Source organism: Ideonella azotifigens, from assembly GCF_021043325.1.
Classification (GTDB): Bacteria; Pseudomonadota; Gammaproteobacteria; order Burkholderiales; family Burkholderiaceae_C; genus Ideonella; species Ideonella azotifigens.
On the sequence record NZ_JAJNKD010000014.1, the window covers coordinates 82,917 to 100,977 of the forward strand.

An 18,061-nucleotide genomic window follows, 5' to 3' on the forward strand; every position below is an offset into this window, starting at 1 on the left:
CATGAACGCCGCCGCCAACTTCACCGCCCGCTTTGCTCGCAGCCCGCTGCGCGCCGAGCTGCCGCTGGACGTGCGGGTCATGAACTCGACCACTGCCGCCGTGGTGCTGCTGGCGGTGGTGGTGGCCGCGGGTGCGGCGGCCGGCTGGATCGCGCGCCAGCCGTATTTCACGATACGCGGCATCCGCCTCGAAGGCGACGTGACGCGCAACAGCGTCGCGACCATCCGCGCCAATGCCGCGCCGCGGCTGGCTGGCAGCTTTTTCACGATGGACCTGCAGGCTGCGCGCCAGGCCTTCGAAGCCGTGCCCTGGGTGCGCCATGCGGTGGTGCACAAGGTCTGGCCGAACCGGCTGCTGGTGCGCCTGGAAGAGCACAAGCCGGTGGCAGTGTGGCTGGGCGACGAGGGCAACGACCGGCTGGTCAATTCGCATGGCGAGATCTTCGACGCCAACGTGGGCGACGTGGATGACGAGCGGCTGCCGGAATTCGACGGCAATGAAGGCCAGGCGCCGACGATGCTGGCGATGTATCGGCGGCTCACCGCGGTGTTCCGGCCGATGGACCTGAGCCCTGTGCGGCTGGCGCTGTCGGACCGCGGCTCCTGGGAGGTTGAGCTGGACAACGGCGGCGTGGTCGAGGTGGGCCGCGGCTCGGAGGATGAGGTGATCGCGCGCTGCGAGCGCTTCGTGCGCACCGTCTCGCAAGTGGCCGCGCGCCAGCACCGGGCCTGGAACCACGCCGACCTGCGCCACGCCGACGGCTATGCGTTGCGACTGAACACAGCGGCCGACACCGGCACGCGCACCAACTGAGGAAGGCATGGCCAAGGAATACAAGGATCTCGTCGTCGGGCTGGACATCGGCACCGCCAAGGTGATGGCGGTGGTGGCCGAGGTCCTGCCCGGTGGCGAGCTGCGTGTGGCCGGCCTGGGGGTGGCGGCGTCACACGGCTTGAAGCGCGGCGTGGTGGTCAACATCGACGCCACGGTGCAAAGCATCCAGCAGGCACTGAAGGAAGCCGAGATGATGGCCGCCTGCAAGATCGAGCGCGTCTACACCGGCATCACCGGCAGCCACATCCGCGGCCAGAACTCGACCGGCATGGTCATCGTGCGCGACAACCGCGAGGTCACGCCGACCGACGTGGCGCGCGTGATCGAGACCGCCAAGGCGATCAACATCCCGAACGACCAGCGCCTGCTGCTGGTCGAGTCGCAGGAGTTCGTGATCGACGGGCACGAGGTCAAGGAGCCCATCGGCATGAGCGGCAGCCGGCTCGAAGTCAAGGTGCACATCGCGACCGGCGCCCAGAGCGCGGCCGAGAACATCCTGAAGTGCGTGCGCCGCTGCGGCCTGGAAGTCGAGCAGCTGGCCTTGAGCCCGACGGCCTCTGCGGCTGCGGTGCTGACCGAAGACGAGATGGACCTGGGCGTGGCGGTGGTCGATATCGGCGCCGGCACGACCGACGTGGCGATCTACACCGGGGGCTCGATCCGCCACACCGCGGTGATCCCGATTGCCGGTGACCTGATCACCAGCGACATCGCGATGGCGCTGCGCACGCCCACCAAGGATGCGGAAGAGATCAAGGTCGAATACGGCGTGGCCAAGCAGCTGCTGGCCGACCCGAGCGAGCAGCTCGAAGTGCCGGGCCTGGGCGACCGCGTGCCGCGCATGCTGTCGCGCCAGGCGCTGGCCGGCGTGATCGAGCCGCGGGTCGAAGAGATTTTTTCGCTGGTGCACCAGGTGATCCGCGAGTCCGGCTACGAGGAGTTGCTCTCGTCGGGCATCGTGATCACCGGCGGCACGGCGGTGATGCCGGGCATGGTCGAGCTGGGGGAGGACATCTTCCTCAAGCCGGTCCGCAAGGGCCTGCCGACCTACTCCGGTGCGCTGTTCGACATGGTGGCCAACCCACGCTCGGCCACCGTGATGGGTTTGCTCGAAGAAGCACGCCTCGCCCACACCCGCGGCCACAAGGCCGCGCAGCAGGCGGGGTCCGTCAAGACGATGTTTGGGAAAGCCCGGGACTGGTTCCTGGGCAACTTCTAGGGATGTGGGTCCCGGATCAAGAGGCTCGCTTGAAGCCTCACCAGAAGTGATTGAGTGAATTCAGGTTTTTTCAGATAACGGCAACTGCAACGCGACGACGAAGGAGGTTCCAATGGCCATCGAGATGATCGAAGAATTTGACCAGGGCACGCAGATCAAGGTGATCGGCGTGGGCGGCGGCGGCGGCAATGCCGTCGAGCACATGATTGCCCAGGGCGTGCAAGGCGTGGAATTCATCTGCGCCAACACCGATGCCCAGGCGCTCAACCGCAGCGCCGCGGCGCAGCTGGTGCAACTGGGCTCGACCGGCCTGGGCGCGGGCTCCAAGCCCGACGTGGGCAAGACTGCGGCCGAAGAAGCCGAGGACCGCATCCGCGTGGCCATCACCGGCGCGCACATGCTGTTCATCACCGCCGGCATGGGCGGCGGCACCGGCACCGGCGCGGCGCCGGTGATCGCGCGGGTGGCCAAGGAAATGGGCATCCTGACGGTGGGCGTGGTCACCAAGCCCTTCGACTTCGAAGGCGGCCGGCGCTGCAAGCAGGCCGATGCCGGCGTGGCCGAGCTGGAAGCCAACGTCGACTCGCTGATCGTGGTGCTCAACGAGAAGCTGCTGGAAGTGCTGGGCGACGACGTCACGCAGGACCAGGCCTTCGCGCATGCCAACGACGTGCTGAAGAACGCGGTCGGTGGCATCAGCGACATCATCCACATCCCCGGCCTGGTCAACGTCGACTTCGAAGACGTGAAGACCGTGATGAGCGAGCCGGGCAAGGCGATGATGGGCACCGCCATTGCCAGCGGCCCGGACCGCGCGACCAAGGCGGCGGAAGCCGCGGTCGCCTGCCCGCTGCTGGAAGGCATCGACCTGTCCGGCGCGCGCGGCGTGCTGGTGCTGATCGCTGCGTCGCGCAACAACTTCAAGCTCTCCGAGAGCAAGAACGCGATGAACGCGATCAAGCGCTACGCCGCCGATGAAGCCCACATCATCTATGGCACCGCCTACGACGAAAGCCTGGGCGACCAGCTGCGCGTCACGGTGATCGCCACCGGCCTGTCCTCGGCCCGCCGCGCGCAGGCGCCGCTGACGGTGGTGCAGACCCAGCCGGTGCTGCGCACCGGGACCGACAACCTGCCGCTGCTGAACACGCCGATGCAGGCCGGCATGGCCGGTGCGGCGCATGGCATGAGCCACGGTGCAGCGCCCGCGCCCGCGGCGCACGACTACGGCCACCTGGCCACGCCCAGCGTCTGGCGCACTGGCCGCACGCAGGCAGCAGCCAAGGTCGAGGCGCTGAGCTCGAACGGCATGGACGAAATCGAAATCCCCGCCTTCCTGCGCAAGCAAGCCGATTGAATGGAGCACCCGGCTCGGCGGGTACGCCGAGCCACCCTCCGGGAGGGGGACACCGCGGCTGCGCGGTGGTGTTGTCGTTGTAGAAGTTGCGGTGATGTTTCGGGGCGCTTGGACGCCCCGTTTTTCGTGCGGTCTGCACAGGCCTGGGTCGGAAACTGTCCCTTGAAGCAGTGACGAAGGCGCAGGGCACCGGCACGCCGTCGGCGAGTCCCTACACTGCGCACCATGACTGCATTGACTGTCGTGATCGTTGAGGACGATGAACGCTTCCGCGCCGCGTTCAGCGCAATGGTGGCCCAGGCGCCTGACATGCTGCTGGCCGGCACCGCTGCCGACCTGCCGCAGGGCCTGCAGCTGCTGCAAGGCGTGCGCCCGGACGTGTTGCTGGTCGACCTGGGCCTGCCCAGCGGCAGCGGCATCGAGTTGATCCGCTTCGCGCACGACCACCTGCCGCAGACCGATGTGATGGTCGTCACGGTGTTCGGCGACGAACCGCATGTGATGGCCTCGCTGGAAGCCGGGGCGACCGGCTATCTGCTGAAGGACAGCCGGGCCGAGGACCTGGTCGAGCAGATCCGTGCGCTGCGTGCTGGCGGCAGCCCCATCAGCCCGGTGATCGCGCGCCAGCTGCTGCTGCGCCTGGCACCCGAGCCGCAGCCCACCGCGGCCGACGACGCCTTGCTGTCGCCGCAGGAGCGGCAGGTGCTGACACTCAGCGCCAAGGGCTTCAATTTCGAAGAGATCGCCCGCATGCTGAATGTTTCGCGGCACACGGTGATGACTTACGTCAAGCGCAGCTATCGCAAGCTGCAGGTGCATTCCAAGACCGAGGCGATCTACGAGGCCCGCAAGCTGGGCCTGGTGCGTGACTGACAGCGCACTGCCGGCGCCGCCCGCCTTGGGGCGACGCCGGGCCTGGTGGGCCGTGGTCGGGATGATCGCGGTGCTGCTCTTGCTCGGCGGTGCGGTGGCGCTGCTGGTGATGGCGGTGGGCGCCGCGCCGTCGCCAGGCCCGCTGCGCGATGCGATGCAGGACAAGGCGCTGCTTCACCGTGAAGCCTTGCCGGCCGACCTGCCTGCCGATTTGCCCGAGGCCCAGTTCGAAGGGCGCGAGCGGCTGCTGCTGCAAAGCCTGCCGCCGCCAGACGCCGCCGGCTGGCAGCCCGCCAGCCTGCCCGCGCTCAAGCAGGCGCCGCTGGGCGATTCGGTTGCGGGCAGCAGCCTGTCGGTCTGGTGGTACAGGGTGCAGGTGGTCGTGCCGGCCCTGCCTGCGGACGGCACCGGCGCGCGCACGCCGATGGTGCTCTATGTGCCGCGCGTCTCGGGTGGCGCGGTGCTGCTGGCGCAACATGGCGGCGAGCTGGGCGGCGAGACCGTCAGCGCCGCGCCGCGCTGGCAGTTGCGTTGGGACGGCAGTGCCGGCTGGCGCGAGCAGTGGAACCGGCCGATCTGGGTCGACCTGGGCGCCCAGGCGCCGGGTACGCGATTGACGCTGGCGCTGGGTATCGTGCGGGCGCCGGAGCGCTCGCACCGGCTCAGCCGGCTCTATGTCGGCCCGCGCGAGCTGCTGACCCGGCGCCTGGAGTTGCGGCTGCTGTTGCAGCAGGCCGCGCCGCAGGTGGCCAGCCTGACCTTCCTCGCGCTCGGCTTGGTGGCGTTGATCTACTGGCTGGGCCGGCGCGGCAACCGGCCTTACCTGTTGTTCGCGCTGACCTCGGTGGCCTGGACACTGCGCAACCTGCACTACTACGTGCAGTTCCCCACGAGTGACACCAGCCTGGAGTGGTTCTGGTGGATGAGCAACGCATCGCTGTCGTGGGTCATGGTGCTGATGTACATGTTCGCGATCCGCTTCGACCGGCGGCGCCACCGTGGCCTGGAGCGCGCGCTGGTGGCCTTCGTGGTCATTGCCACCTTGCTGGCCATGCCCGGCTCGCCGCTGCGGGCGGTGTCGCAGGTCCACCTGGTCAATGCGATGGTGGCGCTGGGCGTGGGCCTGACCATGGGCTGGCTGGCCTGGCACGACGGCGGGCGGGACTTCCGGCTGATCACGCTGGCGCTGTGGGTGACGAATGTGTTCGGCCTGCACGACCTGCTGCTGGTCTCGGGCGCGATCACGCCGGAATCGGTCTACCTGCTGCCGTTTGCGATGCTGCTGATGTTCCTGGCCTTCCTGCATGCGGCGCAGCACCGCTACTCGATGGCGATGGACCAGGTGGCCCAGGCCAACACCATGCTGGAGCAGCAGCTGGCCACGCGCGAGGCCGAGCTGCGCACCAACCACGAGAAGCTGCGGGCGGTCGAGCGCGAGCAGGCGCTGCTGCTGGAGCGCCAGCGCCTGATGCGCGACATGCACGACGGCCTGGGCTCGACATTGATGTCCTCGTTGGTGCTGGTCGAGCAGGGCCGGCTGGAGGCGCCGGCGGTGGCCCTGCTGCTGCGCGAGTGCGTGGACGATCTGCGGCTGGTGATCGACTCGCTGGAGCCGATTGGCCACGACCTGATCACCTTGCTGGCGTTGCTGCGCCACCGCCTGGGCCGCCGGCTGGAAGCGGCCGGGCTGCAGCTGGCCTGGGAGGTCGACGACCTGCCGCCGCTGAACTGGCTGTACCCGCCGGATGCGCTGCAGATCCTGCGCGCGGTGCAGGAAGTGCTGACCAATGTGCTCAAGCACGCCGGGGCCCAGCACATCCGCATTGCCACGCTGCAGCTGGGCGACAGGGTGGAGGTGCTGATCGAGGACGACGGCTGCGGTTTCGACACCGAAGAAGCGCCGCGCGGCCGTGGCCTGCGCCACCTGGCCCAGCGCGCCGCCAGGCTGGGCGGCGAGGTGCACATCGACAGCGCACCGGGCCGCGGCACCCGTGTCAGGCTGCACCTTCCTTTACAGCGGGATTTGGCCGCTTGACGGACAATCCAGGGCTGCGCCGCAGTCCGCGATGCACCTTGCCAAGCCCGTCGCCATGCTCAAGCAACGCACCCTGAAGTCCCTCACCCGCGCCGTTGGCGTCGGGCTGCACAGCGGCCAGAAGGTCGAGCTGACGCTTAGGCCGGCGGCGCCCAACACCGGCATCGTCTTTCGCCGGGTCGACCTGCCGCAGCCGGTCGACATCCCCGTGCGGCCCGGCTCGGTCAGCGACACCCGCATGGCCTCGACCATCTCGCCCGGCGGTGATCCGGGCGCGCCCAAGGTCCAGACCATCGAGCACCTGATGTCGGCCTGCGCCGGCCTGGGGCTGGACAATCTTTATGTCGACATCACGGCCGACGAGGTGCCCATCCTCGACGGCTCTTCGGCCGCGTTTGTGTTCCTGTTGCAGAGCGCCGGCATCGAACTGCAGAACGCGCCCAAGCGCTTCCTGAAGGTCAGGAAGGCGGTGGAGATCCGCGAAGGCGAGGGCGCGCGGCTGATGTGGGCCCGGCTGGAGCCGTACCACGGCTTCAAGCTGACCTTCGAGATCGATTTTGGCCACCCTGCGGTGGATGCCACCGGCCAGCAGGTCAGCTTCGACATGGGCTCGGGCCGCTACAAGCAGGAGATCGCCCGCGCCCGCACCTTCGGCTTCACCAAGGACGTGGAGGCGATGCGCGCGCGCGGCCTGACGCTGGGCGGCAGCATGGACAACGCCATCGTCATCGACGACTACCGTGTGCTCAACAGCGACGGTCTGCGTTACGACGACGAATTCGCCAAGCACAAGATCCTCGATGCGATTGGCGACCTGTACGTGGCCGGCGCACCGCTGCTGGCGGCCTACACCTCGTTCCGCGGCGGCCATGCGCTGAACAACAAGCTGCTGCGCAAACTGCTGGCCGACGAGACGGCGTTTGAGTACGTCAGCTTCGAGGACGAAACCCGGGCGCCGGCAGGCTTTGCCCAGCTTGCTCCAGCCTGGTAGTCAAGAAAAGATGCTGCTTTTCCGTCTGATCGTCGGCCTGCTGCTGGTCGCTGGCCTGTTGTGCTTCGCCGTCTTCGTTGCCACCGGCCGCCCGATCTGGCGTCGGCGGTCCATCCTCATCATCAAGTGGACGCTGGTGGCGCTGCTGGGTTTTGCGGCAGTGCTGGTGCTGGAGCGGATGACGGTGCTGCTGTAGCCGGCAGCGCAAGGCCGGACAGGAACTGCTGCACCGACGCGTCGCCGACCTCGATCAGCGCAAACGCCGCCGGGTTGCGCGTCCACTGGCGCAGCAGGCCGTCCATCAGGGCCAGCAAGCCCAGCGCGATGGTGCGGGTGTCCAGCGGCGTCTTGATCTGGCCCTTGGCCATGCCGCGTTGCAAGGTGGCTTCGAGCCGGTCCAGGAAGGCATTGAGGCTGGCTTCCTTGCGCTCGCGCACCGGTGCCATGTCCTCGGCGTTGTACTCGGTGGCGTGCATCGCGATCGTGAAGACCCGGCGGCCGTGCTCGTCATGCACGACGGCGTGCAGCGGCATCAAGATCATGCCGCGCAGCTCGCTGATGGTGTCGCCCGCGCGCAAGCCCATGGCCACCGCCCAGGGCATCTCCAGCGGCGTTTCCCAGGGCAGGGTCACACGCTCCATCATTGCGCTGAAGAGCTCGGCCTTGTCCTTGAAGTGCCAGTAGATCGCGCCGCGGGTCACGCCAGCGGCCGCCGCCACGTCCTGCAAGGAGGTGCGGGCCACGCCGCGGTCCTGAAACACTTGCTCGGCAGCATCCAGGATCTGATTGCGGGTGATCTGCGCGTCTGCCTTGGTGCGCCGTACCATGTTTGAAAGACCCCGTATAAACCCGGTGATTGGACATACATTCTAGTTTGTATGTAAACTCGTTTCACTCTATTTCAGACAAATCCCTTCCATTGGCGTTGCCAGCTGGTGGAGGGGATTTGCTTGCGTTCATCCAGAAGGACTTTCATGGCCCACACGCCCTCCGCTTCTCTCGATGAGGTTTCGTCTCCGTGCACGCTGAGCAAGGCCTGGCGCTTGGCACCCCAGGCCGCGTGGCCGTTGGTGTCGTTGGGCTCCACTGCGCTGGTGCTGCTGTCGCTGGCAGCCTGCGGTCAAAGCGGTGATGCGGCCCATGCCGGCGGCCAGATGCCGCCGCCGCAAGTGGGTGTGATCACCGTGCAGCCGGCCTCGATCGAACTCGCGACCGAGTTGCCAGGTCGGCTGGAGGCGGTGCGCACCGCCCAGGTCCGTGCGCGAGTCACAGGGGTGGTGCAGAAGCGGCTGTTCACCGAAGGCAGCGTGGTCAAGGCCGGCCAGAGTCTGTTTGCGATCGATGCCGCGCCTTATCGCGCCCAGCTGGACAGCGCTGCCGCAACGCAGGCCCGTGCCGATGCCGCGCTGGCCAACGCCCAGGCCACCTACGACCGCTACAAGCCGCTGGCCGACGCCCGCGCCATCAGCCAGCAGGACTGGGTTGCTGCGCAGGCAGCGCAGAAGCAGGCCGTTGCCGATCTGGCCGCCGCCAAGGCCGGCGTGACGCAGGCCAGGCTGAATGTGGACTACGCTGCGGTGATCTCGCCCATCACCGGCCGCATCGGCCGCGCCGAGGTCACCGAAGGCGCGCTGGTCAGCGCCACCGAAGCCACGCTGCTGGCCACGGTGCAGCAGATCGACTCGCTCTACGTCAACTTCACCCAGTCGGCCACCGAGGCGCTGCGCCTGAAGCGCGCGATGGAGGCCGGCAAGCTGCAGTCCAGCAGCAGCACCAAGATCAAGGTGCTGCTGGACGACGGCAGCGAGTACCCGCTGCCCGGCAAGCTGCTGTTCAGCGACCTGACGGTGGACCCGACCTCCGGCCAGGTTACGCTGCGCGCCGAGCTGCCCAATCCCAAGGGTGAGCTGCTGCCAGGCTTGTATGTGAAAGTCCGCATCGAGCAGGCGCGCAGCGATGCCGCCATCCTGGTGCCGCAGCAGGCGGTGACCCGCGGCACTGCCGGCGACACCGTGCTGGTGGTCAATGCCGAGAAGCAGACCGAGCCGCGCCCGGTGCAGCTGAGCGGCACGCATGGCAACCAATGGGTGGTGCTGAGCGGCCTGAAGGCTGGTGAGCAAGTCGTCGTTGACGGCTTCCAGAAGATCCGCCCCAAGACACCCGTGAGCCCCGTGCCGTGGACGCCAGCGGGCGCAGCCTCCGGCGCCCCGGCGGCACCAGCGGCATCCGGTGCCGCGCCGGCCGCCTCGGCTGCAAGCCATTGAGCGGAGTGCCCAGCGCATGAATTCCCGCTTCTTCATCGACCGACCCATCTTCGCGTGGGTCCTCGCCTTGTTCATCGTGGTCATCGGCGCGGCAGCCATCACCCGGCTGCCGGTCGCCCAGTACCCCACGGTGGCCCCTCCGTCCATCGTCATTTCGGCCGCCTATCCCGGCGCTTCGGCCCAGGTGCTGGAAGACAGCGTGCTGACCGTCATCGAGCAGGAGCTCAATGGCGCGCCGGGCATGATCTACATGGAGTCCAGCGCTGAAGCCACCGGCGCCGGCACCATCACCGTCACCTTCGAGCCGGGCACGGACGTGTCCATTGCCCAGATCGAAGTGCAGAACCGCCTGAGCCGCGCCACGCCGCGTCTGCCCAGCGCGGTCACGCAGCAGGGCGTGCGCGTCGACAAGGCGCGCTCGAACTTCCTGCTGTTCGTGATGCTGACGTCCAAGAACCCGGCCTATGACCCGGTGGCGCTGGGCGATTACGCGGCCCGCAACATCGTGCCCGAGCTGCTGCGGGTGCAGGGCGTCGGCCAGGCCCAGCTGTTCGGCACCGAGCGTGCAATGCGCGTGTGGATCGACCCGGCCAAGCTGGTCGGCTTCGGCCTGTCGGCGGCGGATGTCAACAACGCGATCCGCGCGCAGAACCTGCAGGTTTCGGCCGGCAGCATCGGCGCCTTGCCGACCGTGGCGGACCAGACACTGTTCGCGTCCATCAACGTCAACGGCCAGCTGGCTTCCATCGAGCAGTTCGGCCAGATCATGCTGCGCGCCAACGCCGACGGTTCGACCGTGCGCCTGAAGGACGTGGCGCGCATGGAACTGGGCGGCCAGAGCTATGCCAGCTCCTCGCGCCTGAATGGCGTGACGGCGACCGGCGTCGGCATCCAGCAGTCGCCGGGCGGCAACGCGCTGGCCACGGCCACCGCGATCAAGGCCCGCATGGTCGAGCTGCAGAAGTTCATGCCCGAAGGCGTGAGCTACGACGTGCCGTACGACAGCTCGAAGTTCGTCAAGATCTCGATCGAGGAAGTGGTCAAGACGCTGGCCGAAGCCATCGTGCTGGTGTTCATCGTGATGCTGGTGTTCCTGCAGAACATCCGCTACACCATCATTCCGACCATCGTCGTGCCGGTGGCCCTGACCGGCACCTTCGCGGTGATGCTGGCGCTGGGCTTCTCGATCAACGTGCTGACGCTGTTCGGCATGGTGCTGGCCATCGGCATCCTGGTCGACGATGCGATCGTGGTCGTCGAGAACGTCGAGCGGCTGATGGCCGAGGAAGGCCTGTCGCCGCGTGACGCGACGGTCAAAGCCATGGGCCAGATCACCGGCGCCATCATCGGCATCACCGTGGTGCTGGTCTCGGTCTTCGTGCCGATGGCCTTCTTCAGTGGCTCGGTGGGCAACATCTACCGCCAGTTCTCGCTGGCGATGGTGGCGTCCATCCTGTTCTCGGCGACGATGGCGCTGACCCTGACGCCAGCGCTGTGTGCCACGCTGCTCAAGCCGGTGCCGCACGACCACCACGAGAAGAAGGGCTTCTTCGGCTGGTTCAACCGTGGCTTCAAGCGCACCACCAAAAACTACGAGTCGCTGGTTGCGCGCATCCTGCCGCGCGCAGGCCGCTTCCTGGTCATCTATGCGGTGATCCTTGGTGCCGTGGGCCTGATGTACACCCGCCTGCCCACGTCCTTCCTGCCCAATGAAGACCAGGGCTACCTGATCGTCAACGTGCAGCTGCCGCCCGGCGCGGCGCTGTCGCGCACCGAGGCGGTGATGAAGCAGGTCGAAGGATTCTTCCTGTCGCAGCCCGAAGTGGACAAGGTCGTGGGCGTGCTGGGCTTCAGCTTCTCGGGTTCCGGCCAGAACGCTGCGCTGGCTTTCGTGCCGCTCAAGCCCTGGGACGAACGCAAGGGCAAGGAGCACAGCGCGCAGGCGCTGGCTGGCCGTGCCTTCGGTGCGCTGATGGGCATCCGTGATGCGTTCATCTTCCCGCTGTCGCCGCCGGCCATCCCTGAACTTGGCACCGCGACCGGCTTCAGCTTCCGGCTGCAGGACCGCACCGGCCAGGGCCACACGGCGCTGCTGAACGCTCGCAACCAGTTGCTGGGCATGGCCTCGCAGAACAAGATCCTGGCGGGCGTGCGGCCAGACGGCCTGGAAGACGCGCCGCAGCTGCAGCTTGACGTGGACCGCGAACGCGCCGCGGCGCTGGGCGTGACCTTCGACAGCATCAGCACCGTGCTGTCGACCGCGCTGGGCTCCAGCTATGTGAACGACTTCCCGAACGCCGGCCGGCTGCAACGCGTGGTGGTGCAGGCCGAGGCCAGCGCGCGCATGACGCCGGAAGACGTGCTCAAGCTCTACGTGCCCAACAGCAAGGGCCAGCAAGTCCCGCTGTCCGCGTTCACGTCGACCCGCTGGGTCAACGGCCCGATCCAGACCGTGCGCTACAACGGCTACCCGGCGATGAAGATCAGTGGTGACGCGGCACCGGGTTATTCCACCGGTGCGGCGATGGACGAGATGGAAAAGCTCGCGGGCCAGTTGCCGGCCGGCTTCGGCTTCGAGTGGACCGGCCAGTCGCGCGAAGAAAAGCTCTCGGGTTCGCAGGCCACCATCCTGCTGGCGTTCTCGATGCTGGCGGTTTTCCTGTGCCTGTCGGCGCTGTACGAAAGCTGGAGCATTCCAGTGGCCGTGCTGCTGGTCGTGCCGCTGGGCGTGCTGGGCTCGCTGTCGGGTGTGTGGTTGCGCGACATGCCCAATGACGTGTACTTCAAGGTCGGCCTGATCACCATCATCGGGCTGTCGGCGAAAAACGCGATCCTGATCATCGAGTTCGCCAAGGACCTGCAGGCCGAGGGCAAGAGCCTGCTGGCGGCCACGCTGGAGGCCTGCCATTTGCGCTTCCGTCCGATCATCATGACCTCGTTCGCCTTCATCCTCGGCGTGCTGCCACTGGCGATTGCCAGCGGTGCCGGCTCGGCCAGCCAGCGTGCCATCGGCACCGGCGTGATCGGCGGCATGATCACCGCCACGGTGCTCGCTGTGCTGCTGGTGCCGGTGTTCTTCGTCGTCGTGCGCCGCATCTTCAAGGGCGGCCATGAACTGCGCCACCATGGCGCCGTCATCTCGAGTTCGCACGCCGACCCCGCGGCCGTTGCCGCGATCACCGACAAGCAGGAGGGCCGTTGATGCGCCGCCATCGTTTCGCCTTTTCCGCGCTGCCGCTGGTCGCGAGCCTCTTGCTGGCCGGCTGCATCAACCTGACCCCCGAGCTGCAGCGTCCGGCGCTGCCGGTGCCGGCCACGCTGCCCGGCGGGGCGGATCCGTCTGCCCCGCTGGCGCTGCCGGCCTGGCATGACCTGGTGCGCGACGACCGGCTGCGCCAGGTCGTCGAGCGCGCGCTGGCCGCCAACCGAGACCTGCGCGTGGCGATGCTGCAGGTCGAGCGCAGCCGCGCCCAGCTGCGCATCACCGACGCCGACTTCCTGCCCACCGTCAGCGGCGCGCTGCAGTACGAGCGTGCGCCCAACAGCAGCGGCGTGCAGGCCACCACGGTGACCGGCGGCCTGGCCGTCAGCAGCTACGAGCTTGACCTGTTCGGCCGCATCCGCAGCAACTCCGACGCCGCCAACGCGACGCTGCTGGCTACCGAAGCCGGTGGCCGCGCGGCCCGGCTGTCGCTGGTCACGCAGGTCATCAGTGCCTGGCTCACGCTGGCTGCCGACGAAGAGCAGCTCACGCTGGCACGCCAGACCCTGGCATCGCGCGAGGACACGCTGAAGCTGACCAGCCTGCGGGCCCAGGTTGGCGCCGCTTCGGACCTGGACCTGCGCGCCGCCCAGTCGCTGGCCGCCCAGGCCAAGGCCACGCTGGCCCAGTACCAGCGCCTGCGCAACCAGGACGAGACCGCGCTGAACCTGGCCGTGGGCGCCGCGCTGCCGGCCAACCTGCTGCCCGGCCCGGCACCGCTGTCCACCGCCGCGACCGTGGCCAACACCGCGACCCTGGCCACCGGCGAGTGGCTGGCGGACGTGCCGGGCGCCGCGTCGTCCGAGCTGCTGCTGGCCCGGCCGGACCTGATCCAGGCCGAGCAGGCGCTGCGCTCGGCCAACGCCAACATCGGCGCGGCGCGTGCCGCCTACTTCCCGAAGATCCTGCTCAGCGGCAGTTTCGGGGGCGTGAGCGACTCGCTGTCCAACCTGTTCGACAGCGCCACCAAGGCCTGGACTTTCACCGCGCAGGCGGCGCTGACGCTGTTCGATGCCGGCCGCAACCAGGCCAATGTCAAGGTTGCCGAGGTGAACCGCGACATTGCGGTGGCGCAGTACGAGAAGGCGGTTCAGACCGCGTTCAAGGAAGCTGCCGACGCGCTGAACGGCCAGAGCGAATGGCACCGACAGGTTGAAGCCCAGCAACTCTTCCTGGACGCCGAGCGCGAACGCACCCGGCTGACCAGGATGAAGCTGGACGCCGGCGCTGCCAGCCTGCTGGAACTGCAGGACGCCGAGCGCACACGCGCCGCGGCCGAGCAGGCGCTGGTGCAGTACCGGCTGTCCGAACTGTTGAACCGCGTGGCGCTGTACAAGGCGCTGGGCGGCGAAGAGCGGGCCAGCGAGCAGACGGCTTCGGCGGCGAAGTAAAGCCAGGCGCCCGGTGGGCGCCGCATGAAAAAACCCGGCAGGTGCAGCGCACCTGGCCGGGTTTTCTTTTTGCGGTTCGGAAACCTCAGTACAGGTGCTGGGCCAGGAAGGCCAGGCTGCGCCCGTGGGCCAGCGTGGCGCTGCGCGGGTGGTAGCTGCCGCGGGCCCAGCAGTTGAAGCCGTGGCCGGCGCCGGGGTAGACGTGGAACTCGGTGCCCTTGTGGTCGGCCATGGCGCCGCGCACCTGCTCCACCGCACTGAGCGGAATGTGGTCGTCCTGCTCACCGTAGTGGAACTGCATGGGGCAGCGCACCTGCGGCGCCAGCGCGAGCTGGTTCTGGATGCCGCCGCCGTAGTAGGCGACCGCCGCGTCGACCGGCATCATCGCCGCGGCGCTGAAGGCCAGCCGGCCGCCCATGCAATAGCCGATCGCGCCGACCTTGCCGCTGCACTCGGCGCGACCCTTCAGCACGCCCAACGTGGCCTTCATGTCGCCCAGCACCTGGTCGGACTTGACAGTGCCCATCAGCTCGTAGGCCCGCTTGGCGTCGTCGCCGTCATAGCCCAGCTCGACCCGTGGCGCGTGGCGCCAGAACAGGTCCGGCGCCAGCACCACGAAGCCGTCCTGCGCGTACTGCTCGGCCACGCTGCGGATGTGCGGGTTCACGCCGAAGATCTCCTGCAGCAACAAGAGGCCCGGGCCACTGCCGCCGGGTGGCAGTGCCAGGTAGGCGCCGAAGCGGCCGTCCGGGCTGTCGACGTCCAGCCATTCGGTGGTGATGGGATGAGGCATCGAAAATCCTATAGGGTATTGGGTATGTGATCCCGCCTGCACATCAGCCAAGCTGCTGTCCAAAGAAGCGCAGGGTGCGGTCCCATGCCAGTTGGGCCCAGGCGGCGTCGTATTGGGTCATGGCGATTCGGCCGGGGCCTACGGCGGTCTCGTTGGCGAAGGCGTGCTGCGCCAGGTAGCGGTAGCCTTCGTATGGCACCTGGGCCTCTTTCAGCTTGGCCTCCAGGGCGTCGACGCCGCTCAGCGCGAAGGCCTGGTCCTGGGTGGCCCAGTGGGCCATCAAGGGGCGAGCGCCGATCTTGCTGGCGTCGATGAATTCCAGCGGCGGATAGCCGTACCAGACCACGGCCGCATCCGCCTCGGGTGCCATCACCATGGACAGCAGGCTCAGCGCACCGCCCATGCAGTAGCCGGTGACCCCGACCTTGCCGCTGCCCAGGCCCTGGGCCTTGAGGTGTTGCACCGCACCGCGCACGTCGTTCGCTGCCGCGTCGCCGAAGTCCAGCCCGGTCATCAAGTGGTGGGCCTCTTCCTGCTCCACGGTGCTTTTTCCCTTGTAGAGATCGGGCACCAGCGCAGTGAAGCCGGCAGCGGCCAGCCTGTCGGCCACGCCGCGGATCTGGTCGTTGATGCCCCACCACTCCTGGATCACCACCACCGAGGCCACGGGCTCTGGCGCTTCGGCGCAATAGGCCTTGGCGCTGCGGCCATCGGCGCGCTTGAATTCGATGAGGTGTCCCATATGGAGTGTCCCGTTCGGAGGAGCAATTGACCTGACGTTAAGCGTAACTCAATGCCATTTGATGCCTTGCGCAGGGGTTGGGCCAGCCACGGCGCCAAGGCCGGGGTGGCATGTCGCGCCCCGCCGATTGTGTGCAAAACCGCCCGGCCGTGTCGCCTATTCAGGGTCGGCCCCGTTGTTGCTGACCCGCGCCCATCCCACAATGTTTTGACCAAGCCTGAAGCCAGGTGCGAGGGGGGACTCACCGATGAAGGACGATGATCGACCGCTGATGGCCGAACTCCTGGGCGTGGACGCGCCCTGGAAAGTGATGGACGTGCAGCGCAGCAGCGGCACGCAAACCGTCACCGTTCACATCGAGCGGCCACCGCCTCACCCGGGGCTGTTTAGCCGGCGCGCCGTGGTCCCCGTGCGGCGGCAGTTGCGCTGGGAGCATGTGACCCTGGCCGGATGGCGCTGCCGCGTGCAGGTGGGCTTGCGTGATGGCGACGCCCTGCCTGCCACCGCCTGGACGGGTGAAGAAGCGCCCGGCTACACGCGCGGCCTGCAGCGCCTCATCATGGACTTGCTGCTGGCCGGCGCCACCACCGAGCAGCTTTCGGTGTTGTTGAAGCTGCCCTTTGCGGACCTGTGGCGCCACAAGTTTCGGCTGGACCAGGGCCGCAACACGACTGCGCTGCCCGCGCCTTCCGGCCTGCCGGCGGAAGGTTCGCCGCTGTGGCCTGCGCTGCTGATGGGCCGCGTGTCCCTGGATGTGAAGGCCCTGGGCCTGAGGCTGCTGCTGGCCAAGCTGCAGCGCGAGGCGGCGCTGCATGGCGACGCGGACCTGCACCGCCAGGCTGCGCAGGAACTGCATCGCTATTTCCTGCGCAGCCAGGCCGTGTTGCGCCATGAGATCGCGCAGCTGCCCGGTCTGACGGCGCAGGTCCCGGCGGCGATGGAGCGCGCGGTGGCCGCGCCAGTGGCCCGGGCGGCGGCCGTGTCGGCCGCCGGCATGCGTTCTTCCGCCGCGCAGGGCTTCGAGCTGCCGGACGCCACCGATCCTTTGTGGCTGGCGCTGCTGGAGGGGGAGTGCTCGCTCGATGTACGGGCCCTGGGCCTGCGCCTGCTGCTGACCCAACTGCGCTCGCAGATCCGCGTCATCGAGGACAGCGATGTGCGCATGCTCAAGCTCGTCGAGATCCATCGTTACTTCTCACGCCACCAAGGCGCGCTGGGCTACGAGATTTCCCAACTGCGCAACTGGCGCGCTCACTGAAGAATCGGCCCGGCATGAGCACCAAGACGAGTTTGCAACACCGCCTGATGAGCCTGGCGCAGGCCACAGAGCTGATCCGGGCGGGGCGCCCCTGCTGCATGGCAGCAGACGAAGCGCTGCTGCGGCGCCTGCCGCGCGGCCCCTGGATAGGCGGCACGATTCCCTACTTCATGGCCGAGCGCGGCACCACCACGCGAGACGCACTTTTCGTCACCGAGCTGCCCATCGCCGGCAGCGGCCCGCGCATCATGCGCTACGACCGCAAAAGCCTGGAGCGGGTCTGCACGGACGGGCCCGAGCATGGCTTCACGCTCATCGTGATGCCGGCTTTCAGCAGCGCCCACGAGGCCTTTGCACAGGAGGCGCCGGGCTACGCCGAGATGTACCTGCGCCCGCTGGTGGGCTGGGTCTCGGGCGTGCATCTGGATGACCTGGGCCGGGTCAAGCCCCTGGTCTTCGACGGCAGCACCGGCCTGGCGCTGGAGGATGGCGCGGTGGCCATGCATGTGCCAGTGCCCGCTGACAAGATGGTGCATGTGGACATCGTCAACCCCGTCTCGCCCGAAACCGGGCCGGCCATCGAGTTCACGCAGGGCGGGTTTTCAGCAGGCGATTGCCGCATCGATGGTCGCAGCCACAACCTGCACGATTGGATGGTGGAGCGTGGCTTCAACACCCAGCTGCCCTTGGTGGCCGACTACTGCGGCGCGCTGGTGAACGTGTGCATCAAGAAGCTCGATGCCCAGTCCCGGCGCGTGGAGTTTTATGCGCCGGTCTTTCCCGGCACGGTCTACCGGCCGGCGCGGCCGGTGGGCAACTATGTGAGCGCGTTTGCCTCGGCACTGGCCAGCCACCAGATCCCGGGCGAACAGGTGTTCAGCTGCAATTGCGTGCTGAACTATGCCTACGGCGGCCTGGAGGGGAAGACCGTCAGCGTACAGGGCCCGGCCACCTTCGGCGAGATTGCCTACCAACTGCTCAACCAGACCCTGGTCTACCTCTCGCTGGTGGACGAAGGGCAGTAGACCCTTCCCCCGTTCG

Annotated in this window: 15 protein-coding genes; 12 read left to right on the plus strand and 3 right to left on the minus strand. The window is 67.9% G+C overall.

All coding sequences use genetic code 11. The features are described 5' to 3' along the window. Position 1 precedes the first annotated feature (1 nt). The 7 genes from LRH25_RS24080 to LRH25_RS24110 all read left to right on the plus strand — a co-directional run bounded on the left by LRH25_RS24080 (position 2) and on the right by LRH25_RS24110 (position 7,506). Positions 2-814 (plus strand): cell division protein FtsQ/DivIB, encoded by an 813-nt coding sequence (locus tag LRH25_RS24080; RefSeq protein WP_141288467.1) that lies wholly within the window; start codon positions 2-4, stop codon positions 812-814. Positions 815-821: 7 nt separating this feature from the next. Continuing rightward, positions 822-2,054, plus strand: coding sequence for a cell division protein FtsA (gene ftsA / locus LRH25_RS24085; protein ID WP_141288466.1), 1,233 nt, complete (start codon positions 822-824; stop codon positions 2,052-2,054). Positions 2,055-2,166: 112 nt separating this feature from the next. Continuing rightward, positions 2,167-3,411 (plus strand): cell division protein FtsZ, encoded by a 1,245-nt coding sequence (gene ftsZ, locus LRH25_RS24090; protein WP_141288465.1) that lies wholly within the window; start codon positions 2,167-2,169, stop codon positions 3,409-3,411. Positions 3,412-3,636: 225 nt separating this feature from the next. Further along, positions 3,637-4,284, plus strand: a complete 648-nt coding sequence (locus LRH25_RS24095) for a response regulator (RefSeq protein ID WP_141288464.1) — start codon at positions 3,637-3,639, stop codon at positions 4,282-4,284. Then, positions 4,277-6,319, plus strand: a complete 2,043-nt coding sequence (locus LRH25_RS24100) for a sensor histidine kinase (protein ID WP_231012618.1) — start codon at positions 4,277-4,279, stop codon at positions 6,317-6,319. The genes LRH25_RS24095 and LRH25_RS24100 overlap by 8 nt, the downstream gene beginning before the upstream one ends. Positions 6,320-6,374: 55 nt before the next feature. Beyond that, the gene (gene lpxC / locus LRH25_RS24105) at positions 6,375-7,310 is read left to right on the plus strand and encodes a UDP-3-O-acyl-N-acetylglucosamine deacetylase (protein WP_141289793.1); all 936 of its coding nucleotides are present in this window, start codon (positions 6,375-6,377) and stop codon (positions 7,308-7,310) included. Between the two features lie 10 nt (positions 7,311-7,320). After that, a complete protein-coding gene (locus LRH25_RS24110) occupies positions 7,321-7,506 on the plus strand; it encodes a hypothetical protein (protein ID WP_141289794.1) in 186 nt (61 codons plus the stop codon). On the opposite strand, the gene LRH25_RS24115 is transcribed toward LRH25_RS24110, so the two are convergent. Next, complete coding sequence (locus LRH25_RS24115) at positions 7,433-8,137, minus strand: TetR family transcriptional regulator (protein WP_141289795.1); 705 nt, start codon at positions 8,135-8,137, stop codon at positions 7,433-7,435. The two genes, LRH25_RS24110 and LRH25_RS24115, sit on opposite strands and share 74 nt — an antisense overlap. Before the next feature lie 147 nt (positions 8,138-8,284). Here LRH25_RS24115 and LRH25_RS24120 point away from each other — a divergent pair, with 147 nt between their 5' ends. Genes LRH25_RS24120 through LRH25_RS24130 form a run of 3 tightly spaced genes read left to right on the plus strand, consistent with a single transcriptional unit; the run spans position 8,285 to position 14,227 of the window. Then, positions 8,285-9,574 carry an efflux RND transporter periplasmic adaptor subunit gene (locus tag LRH25_RS24120; RefSeq protein WP_231012620.1) on the plus strand — a complete coding sequence of 430 codons (1,290 nt, stop codon included), beginning with the start codon at positions 8,285-8,287 and terminating at the stop codon, positions 9,572-9,574. Between the two features lie 16 nt (positions 9,575-9,590). After that, positions 9,591-12,776: an efflux RND transporter permease subunit gene (locus tag LRH25_RS24125; protein ID WP_141290382.1), complete on the plus strand. Its 3,186-nt coding sequence runs from the start codon at positions 9,591-9,593 to the stop codon at positions 12,774-12,776. Further along, positions 12,776-14,227, plus strand: coding sequence for an efflux transporter outer membrane subunit (locus LRH25_RS24130; RefSeq protein WP_231012622.1), 1,452 nt, complete (start codon positions 12,776-12,778; stop codon positions 14,225-14,227). Before LRH25_RS24125 ends, LRH25_RS24130 begins: the two co-directional genes overlap by 1 nt. 85 nt (positions 14,228-14,312) lie before the next feature. On the opposite strand, the gene LRH25_RS24135 is transcribed toward LRH25_RS24130, so the two are convergent. Together LRH25_RS24135 and LRH25_RS24140 are read right to left on the minus strand one after the other, a co-directional pair. Next, the gene (locus LRH25_RS24135) at positions 14,313-15,020 is read right to left on the minus strand and encodes a dienelactone hydrolase family protein (RefSeq protein ID WP_141290665.1); all 708 of its coding nucleotides are present in this window, start codon (positions 15,018-15,020) and stop codon (positions 14,313-14,315) included. A gap of 43 nt (positions 15,021-15,063) precedes the next feature. Next, positions 15,064-15,762 (minus strand): dienelactone hydrolase family protein, encoded by a 699-nt coding sequence (locus LRH25_RS24140; RefSeq protein WP_141290663.1) that lies wholly within the window; start codon positions 15,760-15,762, stop codon positions 15,064-15,066. 247 nt (positions 15,763-16,009) lie between these two features. Between LRH25_RS24140 and LRH25_RS24145 the strand changes: the two genes are divergently transcribed. After that, positions 16,010-17,020 (plus strand): hypothetical protein, encoded by a 1,011-nt coding sequence (locus LRH25_RS24145; RefSeq protein WP_231012624.1) that lies wholly within the window; start codon positions 16,010-16,012, stop codon positions 17,018-17,020. 14 nt (positions 17,021-17,034) lie between these two features. After that, positions 17,035-18,045 (plus strand): DUF6976 family protein, encoded by a 1,011-nt coding sequence (locus LRH25_RS24150; protein WP_141291568.1) that lies wholly within the window; start codon positions 17,035-17,037, stop codon positions 18,043-18,045. Positions 18,046-18,061: the final 16 nt, after the last annotated feature.

What these genes read in the sequence shown, in the direction of transcription:
- LRH25_RS24080 (WP_141288467.1), top strand. Translation starts at nt 2, where the DNA reads ATGAACGCCGCCGCCAACTTCACCGCCCGCTTTGCTCGCAGCCCGCTG.
- ftsA (WP_141288466.1), top strand. Translation starts at nt 822, where the DNA reads ATGGCCAAGGAATACAAGGATCTCGTCGTCGGGCTGGACATCGGCACC.
- ftsZ (WP_141288465.1), top strand. Translation starts at nt 2,167, where the DNA reads ATGGCCATCGAGATGATCGAAGAATTTGACCAGGGCACGCAGATCAAG.
- LRH25_RS24095 (WP_141288464.1), top strand. Translation starts at nt 3,637, where the DNA reads ATGACTGCATTGACTGTCGTGATCGTTGAGGACGATGAACGCTTCCGC.
- lpxC (WP_141289793.1), top strand. Translation starts at nt 6,375, where the DNA reads ATGCTCAAGCAACGCACCCTGAAGTCCCTCACCCGCGCCGTTGGCGTC.
- LRH25_RS24110 (WP_141289794.1), top strand. Translation starts at nt 7,321, where the DNA reads ATGCTGCTTTTCCGTCTGATCGTCGGCCTGCTGCTGGTCGCTGGCCTG.
- LRH25_RS24115 (WP_141289795.1), bottom strand. Translation starts at nt 8,137, where the DNA reads ATGGTACGGCGCACCAAGGCAGACGCGCAGATCACCCGCAATCAGATC.
- LRH25_RS24120 (WP_231012620.1), top strand. Translation starts at nt 8,285, where the DNA reads ATGGCCCACACGCCCTCCGCTTCTCTCGATGAGGTTTCGTCTCCGTGC.
- LRH25_RS24125 (WP_141290382.1), top strand. Translation starts at nt 9,591, where the DNA reads ATGAATTCCCGCTTCTTCATCGACCGACCCATCTTCGCGTGGGTCCTC.
- LRH25_RS24130 (WP_231012622.1), top strand. Translation starts at nt 12,776, where the DNA reads ATGCGCCGCCATCGTTTCGCCTTTTCCGCGCTGCCGCTGGTCGCGAGC.
- LRH25_RS24135 (WP_141290665.1), bottom strand. Translation starts at nt 15,020, where the DNA reads ATGCCTCATCCCATCACCACCGAATGGCTGGACGTCGACAGCCCGGAC.
- LRH25_RS24140 (WP_141290663.1), bottom strand. Translation starts at nt 15,762, where the DNA reads ATGGGACACCTCATCGAATTCAAGCGCGCCGATGGCCGCAGCGCCAAG.
- LRH25_RS24145 (WP_231012624.1), top strand. Translation starts at nt 16,010, where the DNA reads ATGAAGGACGATGATCGACCGCTGATGGCCGAACTCCTGGGCGTGGAC.
- LRH25_RS24150 (WP_141291568.1), top strand. Translation starts at nt 17,035, where the DNA reads ATGAGCACCAAGACGAGTTTGCAACACCGCCTGATGAGCCTGGCGCAG.